At 45.3% G+C, this 16062-nt stretch carries 14 protein-coding genes and 3 tRNA genes; 12 read left to right on the top strand and 5 right to left on the bottom strand.

The window, feature by feature from the left end; genetic code table 11:
* Positions 1–28: 28 nt before the first annotated feature.
* Positions 29–100, top strand: a tRNA-Gln gene (locus G6R29_RS02695).
* 112 nt (positions 101–212) lie between these two features.
* Here the strand turns inward: G6R29_RS02695 and hflX are convergent.
* Together hflX and G6R29_RS02685 are read right to left on the bottom strand one after the other, a co-directional pair.
* On the bottom strand, positions 213–1514 hold the full coding sequence (gene hflX / locus G6R29_RS02690) for a GTPase HflX (RefSeq protein ID WP_213808828.1): 1302 nt from the start codon (positions 1512–1514) through the stop codon (positions 213–215).
* 55 nt (positions 1515–1569) lie between these two features.
* Complete coding sequence (locus G6R29_RS02685) at positions 1570–2241, bottom strand: histidine phosphatase family protein (RefSeq protein WP_213808827.1); 672 nt, start codon at positions 2239–2241, stop codon at positions 1570–1572.
* Between the two features lie 267 nt (positions 2242–2508).
* Between G6R29_RS02685 and G6R29_RS02680 the strand changes: the two genes are divergently transcribed.
* Complete coding sequence (locus tag G6R29_RS02680; protein ID WP_213808826.1) at positions 2509–5037, top strand: ATP-binding cassette domain-containing protein; 2529 nt, start codon at positions 2509–2511, stop codon at positions 5035–5037.
* 39 nt (positions 5038–5076) lie between these two features.
* Here G6R29_RS02680 and G6R29_RS02675 read toward each other — a convergent pair whose 3' ends face one another.
* A complete protein-coding gene (locus G6R29_RS02675; RefSeq protein WP_213808825.1) occupies positions 5077–6528 on the bottom strand; it encodes a hemolysin family protein in 1452 nt (483 codons plus the stop codon).
* 425 nt (positions 6529–6953) lie between these two features.
* Between G6R29_RS02675 and nrdH the strand changes: the two genes are divergently transcribed.
* The 4 genes from nrdH to nrdF all read left to right on the top strand — a co-directional run bounded on the left by nrdH (position 6954) and on the right by nrdF (position 11096).
* Positions 6954–7184 carry a glutaredoxin-like protein NrdH gene (gene nrdH / locus G6R29_RS02670; protein ID WP_213808824.1) on the top strand — a complete coding sequence of 77 codons (231 nt, stop codon included), beginning with the start codon at positions 6954–6956 and terminating at the stop codon, positions 7182–7184.
* Positions 7185–7261: 77 nt separating this feature from the next.
* Positions 7262–9433, top strand: coding sequence for a class 1b ribonucleoside-diphosphate reductase subunit alpha (nrdE, locus tag G6R29_RS02665; protein ID WP_213808823.1), 2172 nt, complete (start codon positions 7262–7264; stop codon positions 9431–9433).
* 251 nt (positions 9434–9684) lie between these two features.
* On the top strand, positions 9685–10128 hold the full coding sequence (locus tag G6R29_RS02660; protein ID WP_213808822.1) for a class Ib ribonucleoside-diphosphate reductase assembly flavoprotein NrdI: 444 nt from the start codon (positions 9685–9687) through the stop codon (positions 10126–10128).
* Positions 10128–11096: a class 1b ribonucleoside-diphosphate reductase subunit beta gene (nrdF, locus tag G6R29_RS02655; RefSeq protein ID WP_213808821.1), complete on the top strand. Its 969-nt coding sequence runs from the start codon at positions 10128–10130 to the stop codon at positions 11094–11096. Before G6R29_RS02660 ends, nrdF begins: the two co-directional genes overlap by 1 nt.
* Before the next feature lie 140 nt (positions 11097–11236).
* Here the strand turns inward: nrdF and G6R29_RS02650 are convergent, their stop codons facing one another.
* Complete coding sequence (locus G6R29_RS02650) at positions 11237–11905, bottom strand: phosphatase PAP2 family protein (RefSeq protein WP_213808820.1); 669 nt, start codon at positions 11903–11905, stop codon at positions 11237–11239.
* Between the two features lie 125 nt (positions 11906–12030).
* Positions 12031–12174 (bottom strand): hypothetical protein, encoded by a 144-nt coding sequence (locus G6R29_RS02645; RefSeq protein WP_213808819.1) that lies wholly within the window; start codon positions 12172–12174, stop codon positions 12031–12033.
* Positions 12175–12269: 95 nt separating this feature from the next.
* Here G6R29_RS02645 and mutY point away from each other — a divergent pair, with 95 nt between their 5' ends.
* From mutY to G6R29_RS02615, 6 genes are all read left to right on the top strand, one after another.
* Positions 12270–13298: an A/G-specific adenine glycosylase gene (gene mutY / locus G6R29_RS02640; protein ID WP_213808818.1), complete on the top strand. Its 1029-nt coding sequence runs from the start codon at positions 12270–12272 to the stop codon at positions 13296–13298.
* A complete protein-coding gene (locus G6R29_RS02635) occupies positions 13298–14452 on the top strand; it encodes an AI-2E family transporter (protein ID WP_213808817.1) in 1155 nt (384 codons plus the stop codon). The genes mutY and G6R29_RS02635 overlap by 1 nt, the downstream gene beginning before the upstream one ends.
* Before the next feature lie 138 nt (positions 14453–14590).
* Positions 14591–14673 (top strand) — tRNA-Leu (locus G6R29_RS02630).
* Between the two features lie 70 nt (positions 14674–14743).
* Positions 14744–14816 (top strand) — tRNA-Thr (locus tag G6R29_RS02625).
* A gap of 242 nt (positions 14817–15058) precedes the next feature.
* Positions 15059–15730, top strand: coding sequence for a type II toxin-antitoxin system death-on-curing family toxin (locus G6R29_RS02620; RefSeq protein WP_213808816.1), 672 nt, complete (start codon positions 15059–15061; stop codon positions 15728–15730).
* Between the two features lie 61 nt (positions 15731–15791).
* Positions 15792–15950, top strand: a complete 159-nt coding sequence (locus G6R29_RS02615; protein WP_213808815.1) for a hypothetical protein — start codon at positions 15792–15794, stop codon at positions 15948–15950.
* Positions 15951–16062 lie beyond the last annotated feature (112 nt).

Here is a 16062-nt window from a genome sequence, read left to right as displayed (position 1 = left end):
GCTGCTTTTGCAGCTGGTATCTTACGATTGCCCCTTGGCCAAGTGGTAAGGCAGAGGTTTTTGGTACCTCCATGCGCTGGTTCGATCCCAGCAGGGGCAATAGGCCGTTAGGCAATCACTTTTGGCAGACTTTCGAGTCTGCCTTTTAATTTGCAAAAAAATATTGTAAGAGGGCATAAAAAAGCACCGCCAAACCTGGCGGTGCTTTTTGTTTACTTCAAATACTGTTCGTAGCGGCTTATTTCATCGGGTGTCAACTCAACGGTTAGGACCGTTCCTTCTTCATCAAATTCTTGTTCGATTGCAGCATGGGAACTAAGAATATTTGAAACGACTGCTGAGTCCGAAAAAGGAACATGGAGCGTAACTTCTTCTTGGTCGGCGAAGAGTTCTTGCTTGATCAGGCCGAGGAGTTCGTCTTGAGACTTCACATCCTTAGCTGAGATGGTGATGGCCGAATCACCGTCCACCTGTGGGAAGGCAATGTCGACCTTGTCAGCCTTGTTAAAGACCGTAATCATGGCTTTGTCTTTGATGCCGAGGCGGTCCAACGTTTCTTCCGTGGTCTTCATCATGTCTTGGTGGTGTTCGTCGGACACGTCGACAACCTGCAAGAGAAGATCGGCGTTTGCAGCCTCTTGAAGTGTTGATTCAAAGGCGGCCACCAAGTGGTGAGGAAGCTTGGAAACGAATCCAACCGTGTCGGACAACAAGAACTTTTTCTTGTCTGGCAGTGTGAGTTGGCGAATCGTCGTGTTCAACGTTGCAAAGAGCATGTCCTTTTCAAAGACCTGCTTTGAATCGTCGGTTGCAGCACCTTGACCGAAACGGGCGAGCAACTGGTTCATCAACGTGGATTTACCAGCGTTGGTGTAGCCGACCAAAGCAACGGTTTTGGTGTTTGATTCCTGACGTTGCTTGCCCTGAGTCGTCGTGTCCTTTTGCAAAGCGGCCAGTTCTTTTTTGATGGCCACCATCTCGGACGTCAGACGACGGCGCGATTGCTCCAGCTTGGTTTCACCTGCACCACGTGACGTAAAACCGCCACCACCGGCACCGGTCTGCTGGTCCATTGAAACAGACATGGACGTGCGCAGACGGGGAAGTTGGTATTCGAGGCGGGCGAGTTGCACTTGCAATTTGGCAACCTTGGTCTGGGCACGCTGGGCGAAGATGTCGAGGATTAATCCGGTGCGGTCAACGACGGTCGTGCCAGTCTTTTCTTCGAGGTTTCGAATCTGAGAAGGGGAGAGTTCGTCGTTCATCACGATCATCTCGGCTTCAAAGGTGCGCACAGCGGCCTCCAGCTCTTCGACCTTCCCCTTACCGAAGTAGGTGGCTGGGTTTGGGCGCTCTAAGGCCTGAATGTAGGTCTCGACGGGCTTCAGGTTGTTGGCCTTGGCCAGGTTGGCGAGCTCCTCTAATTCGTAATCAAGATTTTGATGTTGATCCTGGCGTAGCGCCGCGAGGAGAACGGGCCGAACGCGAATCTCAGTGCTAGTGTTTTGTCCCATATCGCTTCTTTCTTTTTACTATTATAAAAAGTCGGCCCCAGGGCCGACCTCCACATCATCCTTCAAATGTTGTCTCATTATCGTTGAACACGTCAACCTCGCCACGCTCATCTGAAAGGGCGATTTTCGTTACCGCACCGTTATGGATAGCGTCGCCGGCCATCTCCGGGTGACCGAAGTAATCGACCACTGCTCGAATTAACGTCCCGTGTGCCACGACTAATACGTTGTCACCATCGTTGTGGTGCTCCAGCAAATAAGAGAAGCCTTTCTTCACGCGCGTGATGAAGGCGTCGTAGTCTTCTGCCAAGTTGTAAGGGTCGGCTTTGGCAATCAAATCCATTGACCCCTTCATCCCGCGCTTTTGAATCATGTCTGAATAATCGTTGTACATTTCTTCAGAATAAGCGTTGATTTGCGTCATTGAAACTTGGGAGTCGATTCCTTCAAATGATCCGAAGTTTTCTTCACGGAAGTCTGGCAATTGCTGTGGCCAGGTTGGTGAACCAGCCTTGTTTTCTGAAAGCAGGTACTTGGCCGTGTGAATGGCGCGCGTCAGATCGGAAGAGTAGGTCCCGTTAAAGCGCACGTTTTGCAAACGGCGACCGGCGTCGTGCCCGTGCTCGATTCCGGCTGCTGTAAGTGGCGCGTCGGAGTGTCCCTGAAGACGACGAGTTAAATTAAAGTACGTTTGTCCGTGGCGGACAAGGTAAAGTTGAATGGTCATAGCTACTCCCTTTCAAATCGGTTCTTAGGTCCATTTTACCATTGATTGCCCGCGCTTACTTGGCTTTATTTTGGACAAGTCGGGCCCGAGGGCCCGTGCCCTACGAATACAAAATAACGCTAATTGTATCCAATACAAAATCATTCCTTTTGTACACTTCCCTGATTCAAAACGAAATCACTCCACGTTCTCAACCCCTCCTTTCTTCTTTTGAAAAACGCCCGCAACTGCGGTAGGCTAGTCCTTAGAATAAGTCAGGAGGAAGCAATGTCTCAAAAAATTGAGCAAATTGAAGTGCGTGGTGGACGCGTCCACAACCTGAAGAACATCGATGTTGATATTCCGTTGAACCAGTTTGTGGCCATTTCTGGACCGTCTGGATCTGGAAAGTCTTCCTTGGCAATGGGTATCCTTTACGCTGAGGGGTCACGCCGTTACCTGGAGGCGCTGTCGTCCTACACACGTCGTCGCATTGGGCAGAGCTCCCGTGCCGAAGTGCGCGAAGTGAAGCACATTCCGTCAGCCATCGCCCTGCGCCAGCGACCAGGTGTGCCATCGGAGCGCTCGACGGTCGGATCGATGTCTGAAATCTTTAACGTGGTCCGCTTGGTGTTCTCTCGTTTGGGGTCACCGGTTTGTCCAAACGGCCACCGCGTGGCGCCTTCGATTTCGATTGCCCAAGCCTTTGATAAGGCGTCGTCTTCAGAAGACGAGGACAGTTGGACGATTGAATGTCCGACCTGTGGCGTGACCTTCCCGGTTCCGACCGCGGCTGACTTTGCCTTTAACGGGGACGGAGCCTGTGTGGAATGTCATGGAACGGGGCAGGTGCGTCAAATCGATGACGATGCCATCATCAAGGATGAAAATATGTCGATTGATGAAGGTGCCGTTGCGCCATGGCGCTTGCCTGGTCGTGCTTTCATGGCGACAATTGCCCGTTCGCGCGGTGTGCGCACTGATGTGCCCTATAAGGAGTTAACGGACAAAGAGAAGGACTTTGTACTGCACGGTGAGAAAAAGCGTTACAAGGTCGATTTGCATACATCTACAGGCCGTGTGTATAACAACAATAACTCGCTTTACGAAAATGCTTACGATGCCATTCGCGATTCGCTGGCAACGGTGAAGTCTGACGGTGCGATGAAACGCTTGAATAAGTTTTTCGTCTTCAAAACCTGCCCGGTTTGTCATGGAAGCCGGATTAAGCCGGAGCTTTTGAAGCAGACGGTAAACGGCAAGAACATCGCGGAGGTGGCTGACCTTACGCTTGGTTCACTTCAGGACTGGCGCGACGAAACGCTCCAAAACTTACCAGAAAACATGCAGAAGATGGCGTCGGTCATCTTCGAGGAGCTGACAAATAACCTCCGCCCACTCCTCCAATTGGGGCTCGATTACTTGTCTTTGTCCCGTTCGGGAAATACACTATCGACGGGTGAATTGCAGCGTATCCAGCTGGCAAAGACCTTGCGTACTGAGACAACTGGGGTGCTTTATGTATTGGATGAACCGTCAATCGGGTTGCACCCGGATAACGTGAAGGGACTGATTTCGGTGTTCCGCGAGCTGATTGAGCAGGGAAATTCACTGGTGGTGGTGGACCACAATGTGGATTTGATTGGCGCGGCCGACTGGATCATCGAGGTTGGACCGGGTTCTGGTGTGCAGGGTGGAAACATCATTGCGAAGGGAACGCCGGCGGAGCTGCAGAAGAATGCGAAATCGCTGATTGGTCCGTACTTGTCGGGCAAGGCGGATATTCTTCTTCCAAAAACGGAGCCTACGGCTCCTTCAAACACCACGCAAACAACACTCGAGGTGGCCAACTACTTTAACTTGAACGATGTTCAAGTAAGTATTCCTGAACACGAGATTTCTGCCGTGACAGGTTTTTCTGGAGCGGGGAAGTCCTCCTTAATTCTTGACTCGCTCGTTCCAGCTTTGGAGAACCAAGAAAAGTTACCAAAGCAAGTAAAGAAGCTCGAAACAAATATGAAGCACGTGGTTTCCGTCGATGCGAAACCGGTTGGAAAGAATACGCGCTCATCTGTTGCGACCTATACGACAATCATGGATAATCTTCGCCACCTCTTTGCAGATTTGCCGGAGGCAAAGGAAAAGGGTTATGGCCTTTCAGCCTTCTCCTATAACAATAAGGACGGGGCATGCCCAAACTGTGGTGGTTTGGGAATGGTCGGCTTAGACGTTCAGTACTTGGCCGACGTTGAAGAAGTTTGCCCAGTCTGTCAGGGGAACCGCTTCAAGCCAGAAGTGTCAGCCATAAAGTGGCATGGCTATTCCATCGTGGACTTGTTGAACTTGTCTGTGAAGGAAGCTTTGCCGGTATTCGAAGACCAACCTAAGATTGAAAGGGAGTTAAAACTTCTTCAAGAAATAGGACTCGATTACTTGAACTTAGGACAGAGTACGCCATCGCTTTCAGGTGGTGAAGCTCAGCGTCTGAAGTTGGTGAAGCATTTGAACAAGTCACAAAAGCAAACACTCTTTGTTTTCGACGAGCCAACGATTGGTTTACACCCAAGAGATGTCGAAACGCTGCTTGAGGTCTTTAACAAATTGAAGAAGAAGGGGGCGACGATTGTTATCATCACCCACGATTTGGATATGATGACAAACGCCGACTACCTAATCGATCTTGGACCACGCGGTGGTTCGGCGGGTGGAAAGTTAATGGCTGAAGGTGCTGTGAAGGACTTGCTTCAGCAAAGAAAGGACAGCCTGACGCTGCAATACCTAAAGCAACACTTTGATAAGTTTCACATCGCTTACTAGAGCAAAATAAAAAGCCAGCCGTAAGGCTGGCTTTTTTATTTAATCTTTTTGATTATCTTTCTTGTCGGAATGCTTGTCTTCTTGATTGCGTTCCTTCAAGTGGAACTTAGGGAGTTCCAAGCCATCCTTTGTTTTGGTGGCTTCCTCTTCTTCATCAGTGTTTTCTTCAGTTTCAGGTTCTGGATCCAATTCCTTCACCGCAAATTCAGGGATAAAGGCGTTTTCGTAATCCAAGGCCGTCACTTGATAGTTAGCAATTCGAAGGGAATCGCCGGTACGGAAGTCAGGGTCACGCTTCAATACGTATCCCGTCAATGTAACGGCTTCGTCTTCGTCCAATTCCTTAACGTCCGTTTTGAAGTAACGTTGGAAGTCGTAAAGGGTGGTCTTACCTGAAACCTTGTAGCGACGGTCACCGAGCTTTTCGATGTATTCGTCAGCTTCGTCATCCATTTCGTCACGGACAGATCCGAAGAGTTCTTCGTAGATGTCCTTGTCGGTGATGATTCCGGCGGTACCACCGTATTCATCGACAACAACGGCGATTGGTGAACGCTTGATGATCATTTCGTCCATGACATCGTGCAAGTCCATGTTTTCGGGAACGGCGGGGATGTCACGCATCAACTTAGCGATTGGTTCCTTACCAGAGATTCGGTTTTGACGAACCAAGTCGTAGTTGAAAACGTATCCCAACACCTTATCCTTGTCACCGTCAGCAACCACTGGGAAACGGGAGTGACGCTTTTGCAAGTATTCATCCAAACCAGCAGAGATGGTTTCGGAAACGTCGATAACATCCATTGACGTACGGTCAATCATGACATCAACGGCAACCTTATCGTTCATCTCAAAGGCTCGTTGCATAAAAGTCAAATCCTCGGTATCCAGCTCACCGGCTTCAGCGGCGTTCTTAGACAATGAAAGGATTTCAGTTTGTGAGTAAATGTCGTCTTCGTTTGTGACCTGGAAACCGAGCAAGTGCGTAACCCAGTTTGACATGTGGTCCAAAATCCAAATCAACGGGAATAACGCGACGTGGAAGAAGCGAACAGGTTTAACGATTAACAAAAGCACCTTAATTGGTGATTCGATGGCGATGTTCTTTGGGACCAAGTCGGTGAAGACCGCGTGCAATACCGTGAAGATCACGATGGCAGCAACGGAAGCCACGGGACGGGCATAGACGTCAGGCAACAAGTGAGATTGAATAATCAAATCTGCAACGGTTTCTTCACCAATCCAACCAAGGATAAGGGAAGTCAACGTAATTCCAACTTGGGCCGTTGAAAGGTATTCCGTTAAGTGGGAAACCATGTGGATGGCCGAAGCGATGTTGCTTGATGGCTTGTCGCGGTCGTCTTGTAAGGCTTGCAAAGCTGACAGACGCACCTTAACCAGTGAATATTCAGTCAGCGTAAACAAAATGGCCAACAAGAGCACAAAGACAATAATAATTGTATTAGTTAAAAACGAAGGACCTGAATCCAAAGTACTTACCTCATTTCGATTTCATCAGTATATTTACTTCTTATTATAACAAAAAATAAAGGGGTGCAAATAAAACATTCAAATGATGGTCAAAGGAAGCAAACGCGAATTGTTATTCTGAAAGCACCAGGAGCAGCATAGTTATTCCGAATTGTTTTTAGCCTTTTCCAGAACGAGCAATTACCATTTTAATTTGTGCTAGGTAAAAGGCGAACAATTCATTAGAAAGATTCTTTGCACAAAAGAGCACAAAGAAAATCAGAAATCCCGGTCTGACTGACTTTCTCCGAACAGGCGTTTGTGAGGACAAATATAGACCTTGAAACCTATATTCAAAACGTTAAACTAGTAATTGTCCCACTGAAAAAAGCGAAAATATTTTCGCCTTTTTAGGTGATAAATTTAGATAGAAAGAAGGACCAAAAATGCCTCAAGTAACGGTCTTTACAAAAAATAACTGCGTGCAATGCAAGATGACTAAGAAGTACTTAGATCAAATGGGCGTTGCCTTTGAAGAAATCAACGTGGAAGAACAACCTGAATACTTAGCTCAAATTAAGGAACAGGGATTCAAGCAAACGCCGGTTGTCCAAATCGAAGGACAAGATGCATTTTCTGGTTTCCAACCAGCAGTTTTGAAGCAATTAACTGCCTAAGTTCAAATCATCCTTTTGGATGAACGGCAGTGCACTTTTTTCCTACATAAAAGAGTGCGAATTTTGAAAGGAACACCATGTCATTATTAGACCTCGACCTCTCAGAGGTAACTTACTTCGACTTAAATAACGAAGTAAACATTCCAAAAAATGGTCAGATTCAATTGGAAAAGGACCAGGAAGCCCTGGAAGCTTTCATGAAAGAAAACGTTGAACCAAACTTGAAGAAGTTTGATTCATTGAAAGAACGTTTTGACTGGATGATTGAAAATGACTTCTTGGAAAAGGCCTTCGTCGAAATGTACGACATGACCTTCATCGAAAAGCTTTACGCTTTCTTGGAAGAACAAAACTTCCAGTTCGCTTCATTCATGGCAGCGTTCAAGTTCTACAACCAGTACGCTCAAAAGACAAATGACAAGGCTTACTACGTCGAATCATACTTGGATCGCGTGGCTGTTAACGCTTTGTTCTACGCCAACGGTGACGAAGACTTGGCAATGTCATTGGCCAACGAAATGATTCACCAGCGCTACCAACCAGCAACACCATCATTCTTGAATGCTGGTCGTGCCCGTCGTGGTGAATTGGTCTCATGTTTTGTTCTCCAATCAACGGATAACATGAACTCAATCGGACGGATCATTAACTCCGCTTTGCAATTGTCAAAGATGGGTGGGGGTGTTGGAATCAACTTGTCTAACGTCCGTGAAGCCGGTGCGCCGGTTATGGGAATCGAAAATTCCGCTGGTGGTATCGTGCCAATCATGAAGTTGTTGGAAGATTCCTTTACGTTCTCATCACAGGTTGGTGCCCGTCAGGGTGCTGGAGTTGTTTACTTGAACATCTTCCACCCCGATCTCATGACTTTCATGGCCACGAAGAAGGAAAACGCCGACGAAAAGGTTCGTGTGAAGACTTTGTCACTTGGTTTGGTTGTTCCGGATAAGTTCTACGAATTGATCAAGAACAATGAACAGATGGCTTTGTTCTCACCAGATGACGTCGAACGCGAATATGGCGTACCATTCAACTACGTGGACATCACGGCTGAATACGACAACATGGTGGCAAACGACAACATCCGTAAGAAGTATGTTGCCGCCCGTAATGTTGAAGAAGAAATTTCAAAGCTTCAACAAGAATCCGGTTACCCTTACATCATGAACGTGGACACGGTTAACGCCGCTAACCCAGTTCCTGGTAAGGTTGTGTCATCGAACTTGTGTTCTGAAATCTTGCAGGCCCAAAAGCCTTCAATGTTGAACGACGAACAAGAATACACGACGCTTGGAGAAGACATCTCATGTAACTTGGGATCCATCAATATCGTGAACATGATGAAGGGTGAAGACTTCGGCGCTTCCGTCGAAGCGATGATTCGTGCCTTGTCCTTTGTGTCTGATAATTCAAACTTAAACGTGGTGCCATCCGTTCAAAACGGTAACCAAAAGAAGCACGCCGTTGGTTTGGGAGCCATGGGACTCGCTGCCATGTTTGCCCAAAACCAGATGATGTACGGAGACGAAGAAGCCTTGGACTTCACGTCCACATTCTTCTCAACGTTGAACTACTACTCAATCAAGGCTTCCATGCACATTGCAGAAGACCGTGGCACTTCATTTGAAGGTTTTGAAGAATCAACCTACGCGGATGGTACTTACTTCGATAAGTACTTGACGGAAGACTTTGGTCCACAAACGGATAAGGTAAAGGCACTCTTTGAAAACATCGCGGTGCCAAGCAAGGCCGACTGGGAAGAATTGAAGGCGCAAGTAAAGGAAAACGGTATGTACAATGCTTACCGTCACGCCATTGCACCAACTGGTTCAATCTCATACGTAAACAATACGACGGCTTCCTTGCACCCAATCATTAACCGAATTGAAGAACGTCAAGAAGGAATGATTGGTAAGGTTTACTACCCAGCACCAGGACTTTCAAACGAAACGTTGCCTTACTACCAATCAGCTTATGATACGGATATGCGTAAGGTGGTCGATGTTTATGCTGCGGCACAACCACACATTGACCAAGGAATGTCACTAACATACTTCATGCGTTCAACATTGCCTGAAGGCTTGTACGAATGGAAGAACGGTCGAACTGAAAAGATGACGACCCGTGACTTGTCCATTTTGCGTAACTACGCCTTCAAGAAGGGCATCAAGACAATCTACTATGTCCGCACGTTTACGGATGATAACCAGGAAGCTGGTGTCAACGAATGTGAGTCTTGCTCAATCTAAGTGATCAAGCCACGTGCGAAACGAAATAAAAGTAATTTAAGCGGCCAAAATCCGGAGGCGAAAACGTCAAAAGCCCACGGGTTTGACTTTTGCAAAAGATTACAAAACGGGGTCGAATCCCCGTTGTACATAGCAGGCCTTGACGGTCTCATTAACGACTGGTAACTTGTTGTTTTGTTGGGTGAATTCGACAAATGACGGTCCAGTGATTCACCACAATCTTTTGCGCTGTTAACTAGAAAGGGCGGAACATGTCGACTTTTCGCGTGCTTTACACAACGATTGAAGGAAACACAGAATCCTTCGTCAAGAAATTACAATCCATCGCCATGTTTTCAGACGATGATATCGATTTCAAAGAAATCGGTGAAGAAACGGATTATGAAAACGAAGAAAACCCCTTCGTTGCCCTTGTTCCAACCTATTTAACTGGTGGAACGGGAACTGGCCCAGAAGTGATTGAAGAGTTCACGACGCCGCTCGGTGAATACATCGACTATGGAAACAACGCGCGAAAGCTTAAAGGAATGATTGGGTCTGGAAATCGGAATTTCAACGATCAATACATTTTGACTGCTAAGCGCTACGCAAAGAAGTATAACGTGCCAGTTATTGCAGACTATGAGCTGCGAGGAACGACACGTGAAGCTGAAAAGATTTTTCAGATTATCAAAGAAACGTTAGGAGACAACTAATGCAACACGTTAACCAAGGTTCATATACAGCCGTTAATTGGAACAACATCGAAGATGCTTTGGATAAGGCAACTTGGGAAAAGTTGACCCAGCAGTTCTGGCTGGACACGCGTGTTCCAATTTCAAATGACCTTCGTGTTTGGCGTGGGGAATTGGATGCCACGGAACGTCGCGTGTACAACTTGGTCTTTGCCGGATTGACCACGTTGGATACTCTGCAATCACAGGATGGAATGGCTTCCCTCCGTGCTGACGCGGTGAACCAGAAGGAAGAGGCGGTTTTGAACAACATCCAATTCATGGAATCTGTTCACGCGAAATCTTACTCATCGATCTTTGAAACGTTGAACGAGAAGTCTGAAATCGACGAAACTTTCGATTGGGCTGACCACGACGAATTCTTGCAGTACAAGGCTAACAAGATTAACGATATCTACCAAAATGGTACGCCTTTGCAGAAAAAAGTCGCTTCCGTGTTCTTGGAAACTTTCCTTTTCTATTCAGGTTTCTACACGCCACTCTACTACTTGGGTCACAACAAGATGGTTAACGCCGCTGAAATCATTAAGTTGATTTTGCGTGACGAATCCGTCCACGGAACGTACATCGGATACAAGTTCCAAATTGGCTTCAAAAAGTTATCGGAAGAAGAACAAGAAGAGATGCAATCATGGATGTATGACTTGCTCTTCGATTTGTACCAAAACGAAGAAAGTTTCACGCACGAAATCTACGATGAAATTGGTTGGACGGAAGACGTCATGTCCTTCTTGCGCTACAATGCGAACAAGGCCTTGATGAACCTTGGTCAAGAACCAATGTTCCCAGATTCAGCTGAAGACGTGAACCCCGTTGTTATGAACGGTATCTCAACGTCAACTTCAAACCACGACTTCTTCTCAGCCGTTGGTAATGGTTACTTGCTTGGTGAAGCAGAATCAATGGAAGATAGCGATTACGATATTTAATGATATAAAAAGCAGCGCTCTTTATAAGAGCCGCTGCTTTTTTGTTTGGATGAAAGGGGCCTGGTGCGGTTTTGACTTTGGAAAAGAGAATAAGAGCAAAAGAAAAAGGACCAGTAAGCTGGTCCTTTTAAAATGAATGATTAAGCTTCTTGGTCCTTGAAGATCCAGAACTTGTTCTTCAGGAAGGTGGCGACCACAGGGTAAAGGGAAGCACAGAAGACAACCCAAACGTAAGCCAAGAGGAAGGCGCCAAGTGTGTCCGTCAAGAAGTGGGCGGAGAAGTAAAGGCGTGACAACATCGTCATCAGGGCGAGGGTAATCATAAACCACTTCACCACGATGCGAACAACTGGCTTTGTGATGTTTGGCGTTACTAACAAGAACATCACGAAGATGGTTACCCACATCGCCATCACGTGCTGTGATGGGAATGAAGCGCCGTTATCCGTGAGCAAGTGTCCGATTGGGCGGTCGCGGTGAACAATCATCTTAATGATTTGTGTGAAGACCACGGCACCAAAGACCGTAACGATCGTCCAAAGTGATGGCAGTTTCAAGTCCGCTAAGAGCAAGACCAAGGCCAAGAGAACACCGTAGAAGAGGTTCATGGCCGGTGATCCCAAGAAAGTTGAGATGGACATGATGACGTCACCGTATGGTGTTTGAATACCAGTCATAAAGAAACGGACGGCTTCGTCCATGTCTGCTGGGAATGAGGCGTTAATGCCAATCAAAACGGCTAAGACAATAAATAGCAAAGCAGCCAGTAATGCGTGGCGTCGCTGTTTATTTTGTACGGATATAATCATAGTTGTTCTCCAAGTGAAATTCTACTTAGTTTAAGTATAAAGATTTCTAAGTAACAAGACAAGGAAAAGAGCGTAATTAACGTGCTTTTCGAGCAAAAAAAAAGTTAGCCAGAGGCTAACTTTTCTTACTTTGTGTTAGGGATTTCAACGTTCTTTCCCTTAGCCCATTGTTGCAATTGAGCAATAGCTGATTGGCGCTTCTTCTTCTTTGCGTCGTGACCAACCTTGCGGGCGCGGGCAAAAGAATTCAATGGTGTCTTTTGTGCCATAATGGTAACTCCTTATATTTAAACTTTAAAATCTATCGTACAGAATTCAATTATACCGGATTCGAATAGGGGTTTCAAGTGTTATAATACTTGTTATGGAGAATTGGAACCAGCAAACAATCGAAGATTTTAGACGAGACCTCCTCGACTGGTACGACCAGGAAGGAAGATCGCATCTCCCTTGGCGACAAAACCAAGATCCATACCGGATTTTAGTCTCCGAGCTGATGCTCCAACAAACCCGTGTTGATACGGTAATAACTTATTTTAACCGATTTATGGATGCTTTGCCAACGGTTAAAGACCTGGCGGAAGCGCCTGAAGAACAGGTGTTAAAGCTTTGGGAAGGCCTCGGTTATTATTCACGTGCCAAAAACTTACAGAAGGCTGCCAAAGTTGTTGCCTTTGATTTGAAGGGGAACTGGCCGGAGTCCTACGACGACCTGTTGTCACTACCGGGTGTAGGTCCTTATACGGCTGCTGCGGTTGCCTCCATTGCCTTTGGCGAAGTGGTACCTGCCATTGATGGAAACTTCTTCCGTGTGTTCTCGCGCCTATTAAAAATCGATGATGACATCGCCAAACCAAAAACCCGCCGCGTCTTTTACGACATTGTTGAACCAATCGTCGACCCAAAACGTCCTGGTGACTTCAACCAGGCGATTATGGATTTGGGGACTTCTTATATGAAGACAAAGGATCCGGACACGCTGCATTCACCAGTTAAGAAGTACAACGCCGCCTACCGTGACGGGGTTGAAGAGCAGTACCCGGTAAAAACGAAGAAGAAAAAGCCTGTTTTGCAGCGCTACCAAGCCCTTGTTGTGGAAAATGAGGACGGAGACCTTCTTTATGAACAGCGCCCCGAAACGGGCCTGCTTTCCGGATTTTGGACTTTTCCTTTACGTGCAGTCGAATCCGTGGAAGAATTAGAGGGTGAACAGTTGACCATTAAGCCGGTGGTTCACGTTTTCTCCCATCGCAAATGGGAAATTTGGCCGGTTAAGGTAAAGGCGCCAAATAAGCTGGAAGAAAATCAAGCCTACTTATCAACTGAACGACAAAATGAACTGGCCTTGCCAAAGGTCCAACACAAATTACTTGACGCTATAAAGGAGCAATAATGTTTCCGAACGAAAAACTAAAGCACGTCTTTTTCTGGACGATTGAACTTTTGGCATTAGCTACACTTGCCTACATCGTTCTCCGCTTTGACTTTTTAATTAAGCCCATCGCGGTCTTTATCGAAACGGTCTTTTTACCACTTTTGATTTCAGGTTTCTTCTATTACTGTTTGAAGCCGATCATGAAGTTAATTCAAAAGATTAAAATTGGAAAATTCCAAGTGCCCCGTGGCTTGGCGGTTATCATTACCTTTTCACTCTTCTTGCTCGTTGTTGTTGGTGGGTTGATGATTTTCGTACCATTGATTTTGAATGAAATTTCAAACTTCTTGAATTCGTTACCTAGCCTCGCGCACAACATTCAAGAGTACGTGAAGGATATGATTGAGCAGCCTTGGTTTAAGCGCTTGAACCTCTCGGTATCTGATGACGACATTAAAAACGCCGTATCCCAGTATTCTTCATCATTTGTGAAGATTACGGCCGGAACAATCACGAGCACGATTGGAACGATCACATCCTTTACCATCATGGCTTTGACGGTACCGATCATCTTGTTCTACATGATGTCAGATTCAAACCGCCTCTTGCCAGCCGTCCAAAAGTTCTTCCCTAAAAACCGCGCAGAAGAGGTCATGGAACTTGGGGAACAGTTGGATAAGACCATCGAACGATACATCTCTGGGCAAGCCATTCAGATGTTGTTCGTCGGGTTCACCATGTCCATTGGGTTCGGCTTCATTGGGCTCCCATACATCTGGTTGCTTGGATTCATCGCGGGTGTTGCCAACATTGTGCCTTACGTTGGTCCTTTCATCGGAATCGCTCCGGCGGCTATCGTTGCACTTTCCATGGACTGGAAGATGCTGATTGGGATGGCCATCTTGATGGCTGTTGTTCAGCAGATTAACGGTTCCATTATCTACCCAGCTTTGATTGGAAACGCTTTGAAGATTCACCCGTTGACGGTTATGTTGCTCTTGTTGGGGGCAGGTAATCTCTGGGGGATGATGGGAATGATCGTTGTTGTTCCTTTCTATGCAATTGCGCGTACGATCTTGCTTTATGGAATCAAGCTTCACGCTACTCGTAAAGAAGACGAAGCAGTCTCAAACATCATTCAAAAAGAGATTGACGAGAATCTCATGAAATAAGCAAAAAGCGCTGTTTAAGACAGCGCTTTTTATATTGTTTGGAGTGGTTTAAGACTAGTAGATTTCGACTTGAAAAGTTAGAAAAAACCTTGACCGATAGGGTGAAATCCAGTACTATAGAATAGTTGCTTATGACATGCGGATGTGGCGGAATTGGCAGACGCGCTAGATTTAGGTTCTAGTGGATTTTATCCGTGCAGGTTCGATTCCTGTCATCCGTATACGAAAATTGATTGAAATTTTCGTTGCGTGAATCCCAGTCATTTGCTACAATTATTGAGTACCAAATTTGCCGACTTAGCTCAGTTGATAGAGCACCTCACTAGTAATGAGGGGGTCAACGGTTTGAGTCCGTTAGTCGGCATCATTAAAAAAGCCTCAACTACGAAAGTGGTGGGGGCTTTTTGTTTAATGTAAATTACTAAGGTTCTGATTGTTAATTCAGTCGGAACCTTTTTTGAATCAAAAATTATTCTAATACGGAATAAAACCGAAAATCTTTGTTACTTTTTGTTTTTCCCTCGTATAAATCCATGTATGGAAAGTAAGGAGACAGAAGTCTTCTTTTATTCACTGCCATGATTTTAACGAAACGAGGTAGGTATAATGCAAAAAATAAGTGGCGTAATCGGTGTATTAATTTATAGTCATGATAATCGAAAGCAACTTGAAGAAATCAAACGACTTCTTTTGAAAAATAATCTGTTCAGCGTCAGTAAAAAAATAAAGTTTAGTACGATAAAAAAATTTAGAAATAAAAAACAAACCTATAGATTAATGAAGGTTGCGAATAATTATGTAACTTATTCGTTTGCAATGTTTACAATTGCAACGATCGATTTAACGGTTGTAGACCTGAAGTATTTCAATGCAAAGGCTGAAACGATGTTTGAAACAGATAGTATTTATGGCTTGAAGGATGAAGAGGGGTTGGAGGGAGTATTGGCAATGTGTAACCAGTTTGCTTTCGGTAGAGAATACCATCCAACGGTAATTGATAAGACAGCGTATCTTTGGTACACGCTTGCGAGAAAACAATTATTCCATAATGGAAATAAGCGAACAGCAATACTTGCGTCATTAACGTTTTTACATTTAAATTTTATCGGATTTAAAAATATTGACGGCGATGAATTGTATGCTCTAACAGTTAAGATTGCCGAAGGAAAAATAACGCAAGTTGAACTGAAGGCTTATATTATCAAAAATTCTGTTTTAAATTTTAGAAGGATGAATGAATATAACGAATCTGCTCGACTTTATTCCTTTTCCGAATAAAATTAACTCAAAACAGTTTATTTGTTGTATGATTTGACTGTGATAGGTCAGGAGAAACTTTATGTCTTTAAATAATCAGAGTATACAAAAGAAGATGATCGTGACTCAAGAGTCAACACGGGAAAGTGTTGACCTTGAAGAATATAAAAAGAAGGTATTCCAAGAGATTCTTGCTAACGAAGAGGTAAGAAAAGCTTTGAAATTATTATCAAAGATTTAATAAAAGTTATGGAAACGGTTAACTCTTACAGTGGAGCTAGCTGTTTTTTTATTTCAAAAGAAAAGCCTTCACTCATTAAATAACGAATGTGAGTCATGTTTTTAAGATGGAA

The sequence above is a fragment of the Fructobacillus broussonetiae genome (assembly GCF_018437275.1).
GTDB lineage: Bacteria > Bacillota > Bacilli > Lactobacillales > Lactobacillaceae > Fructobacillus > Fructobacillus broussonetiae.
Note: the sequence above shows the minus strand (reverse complement) of the source record. Positions and strands in the feature narration are given on the sequence as shown.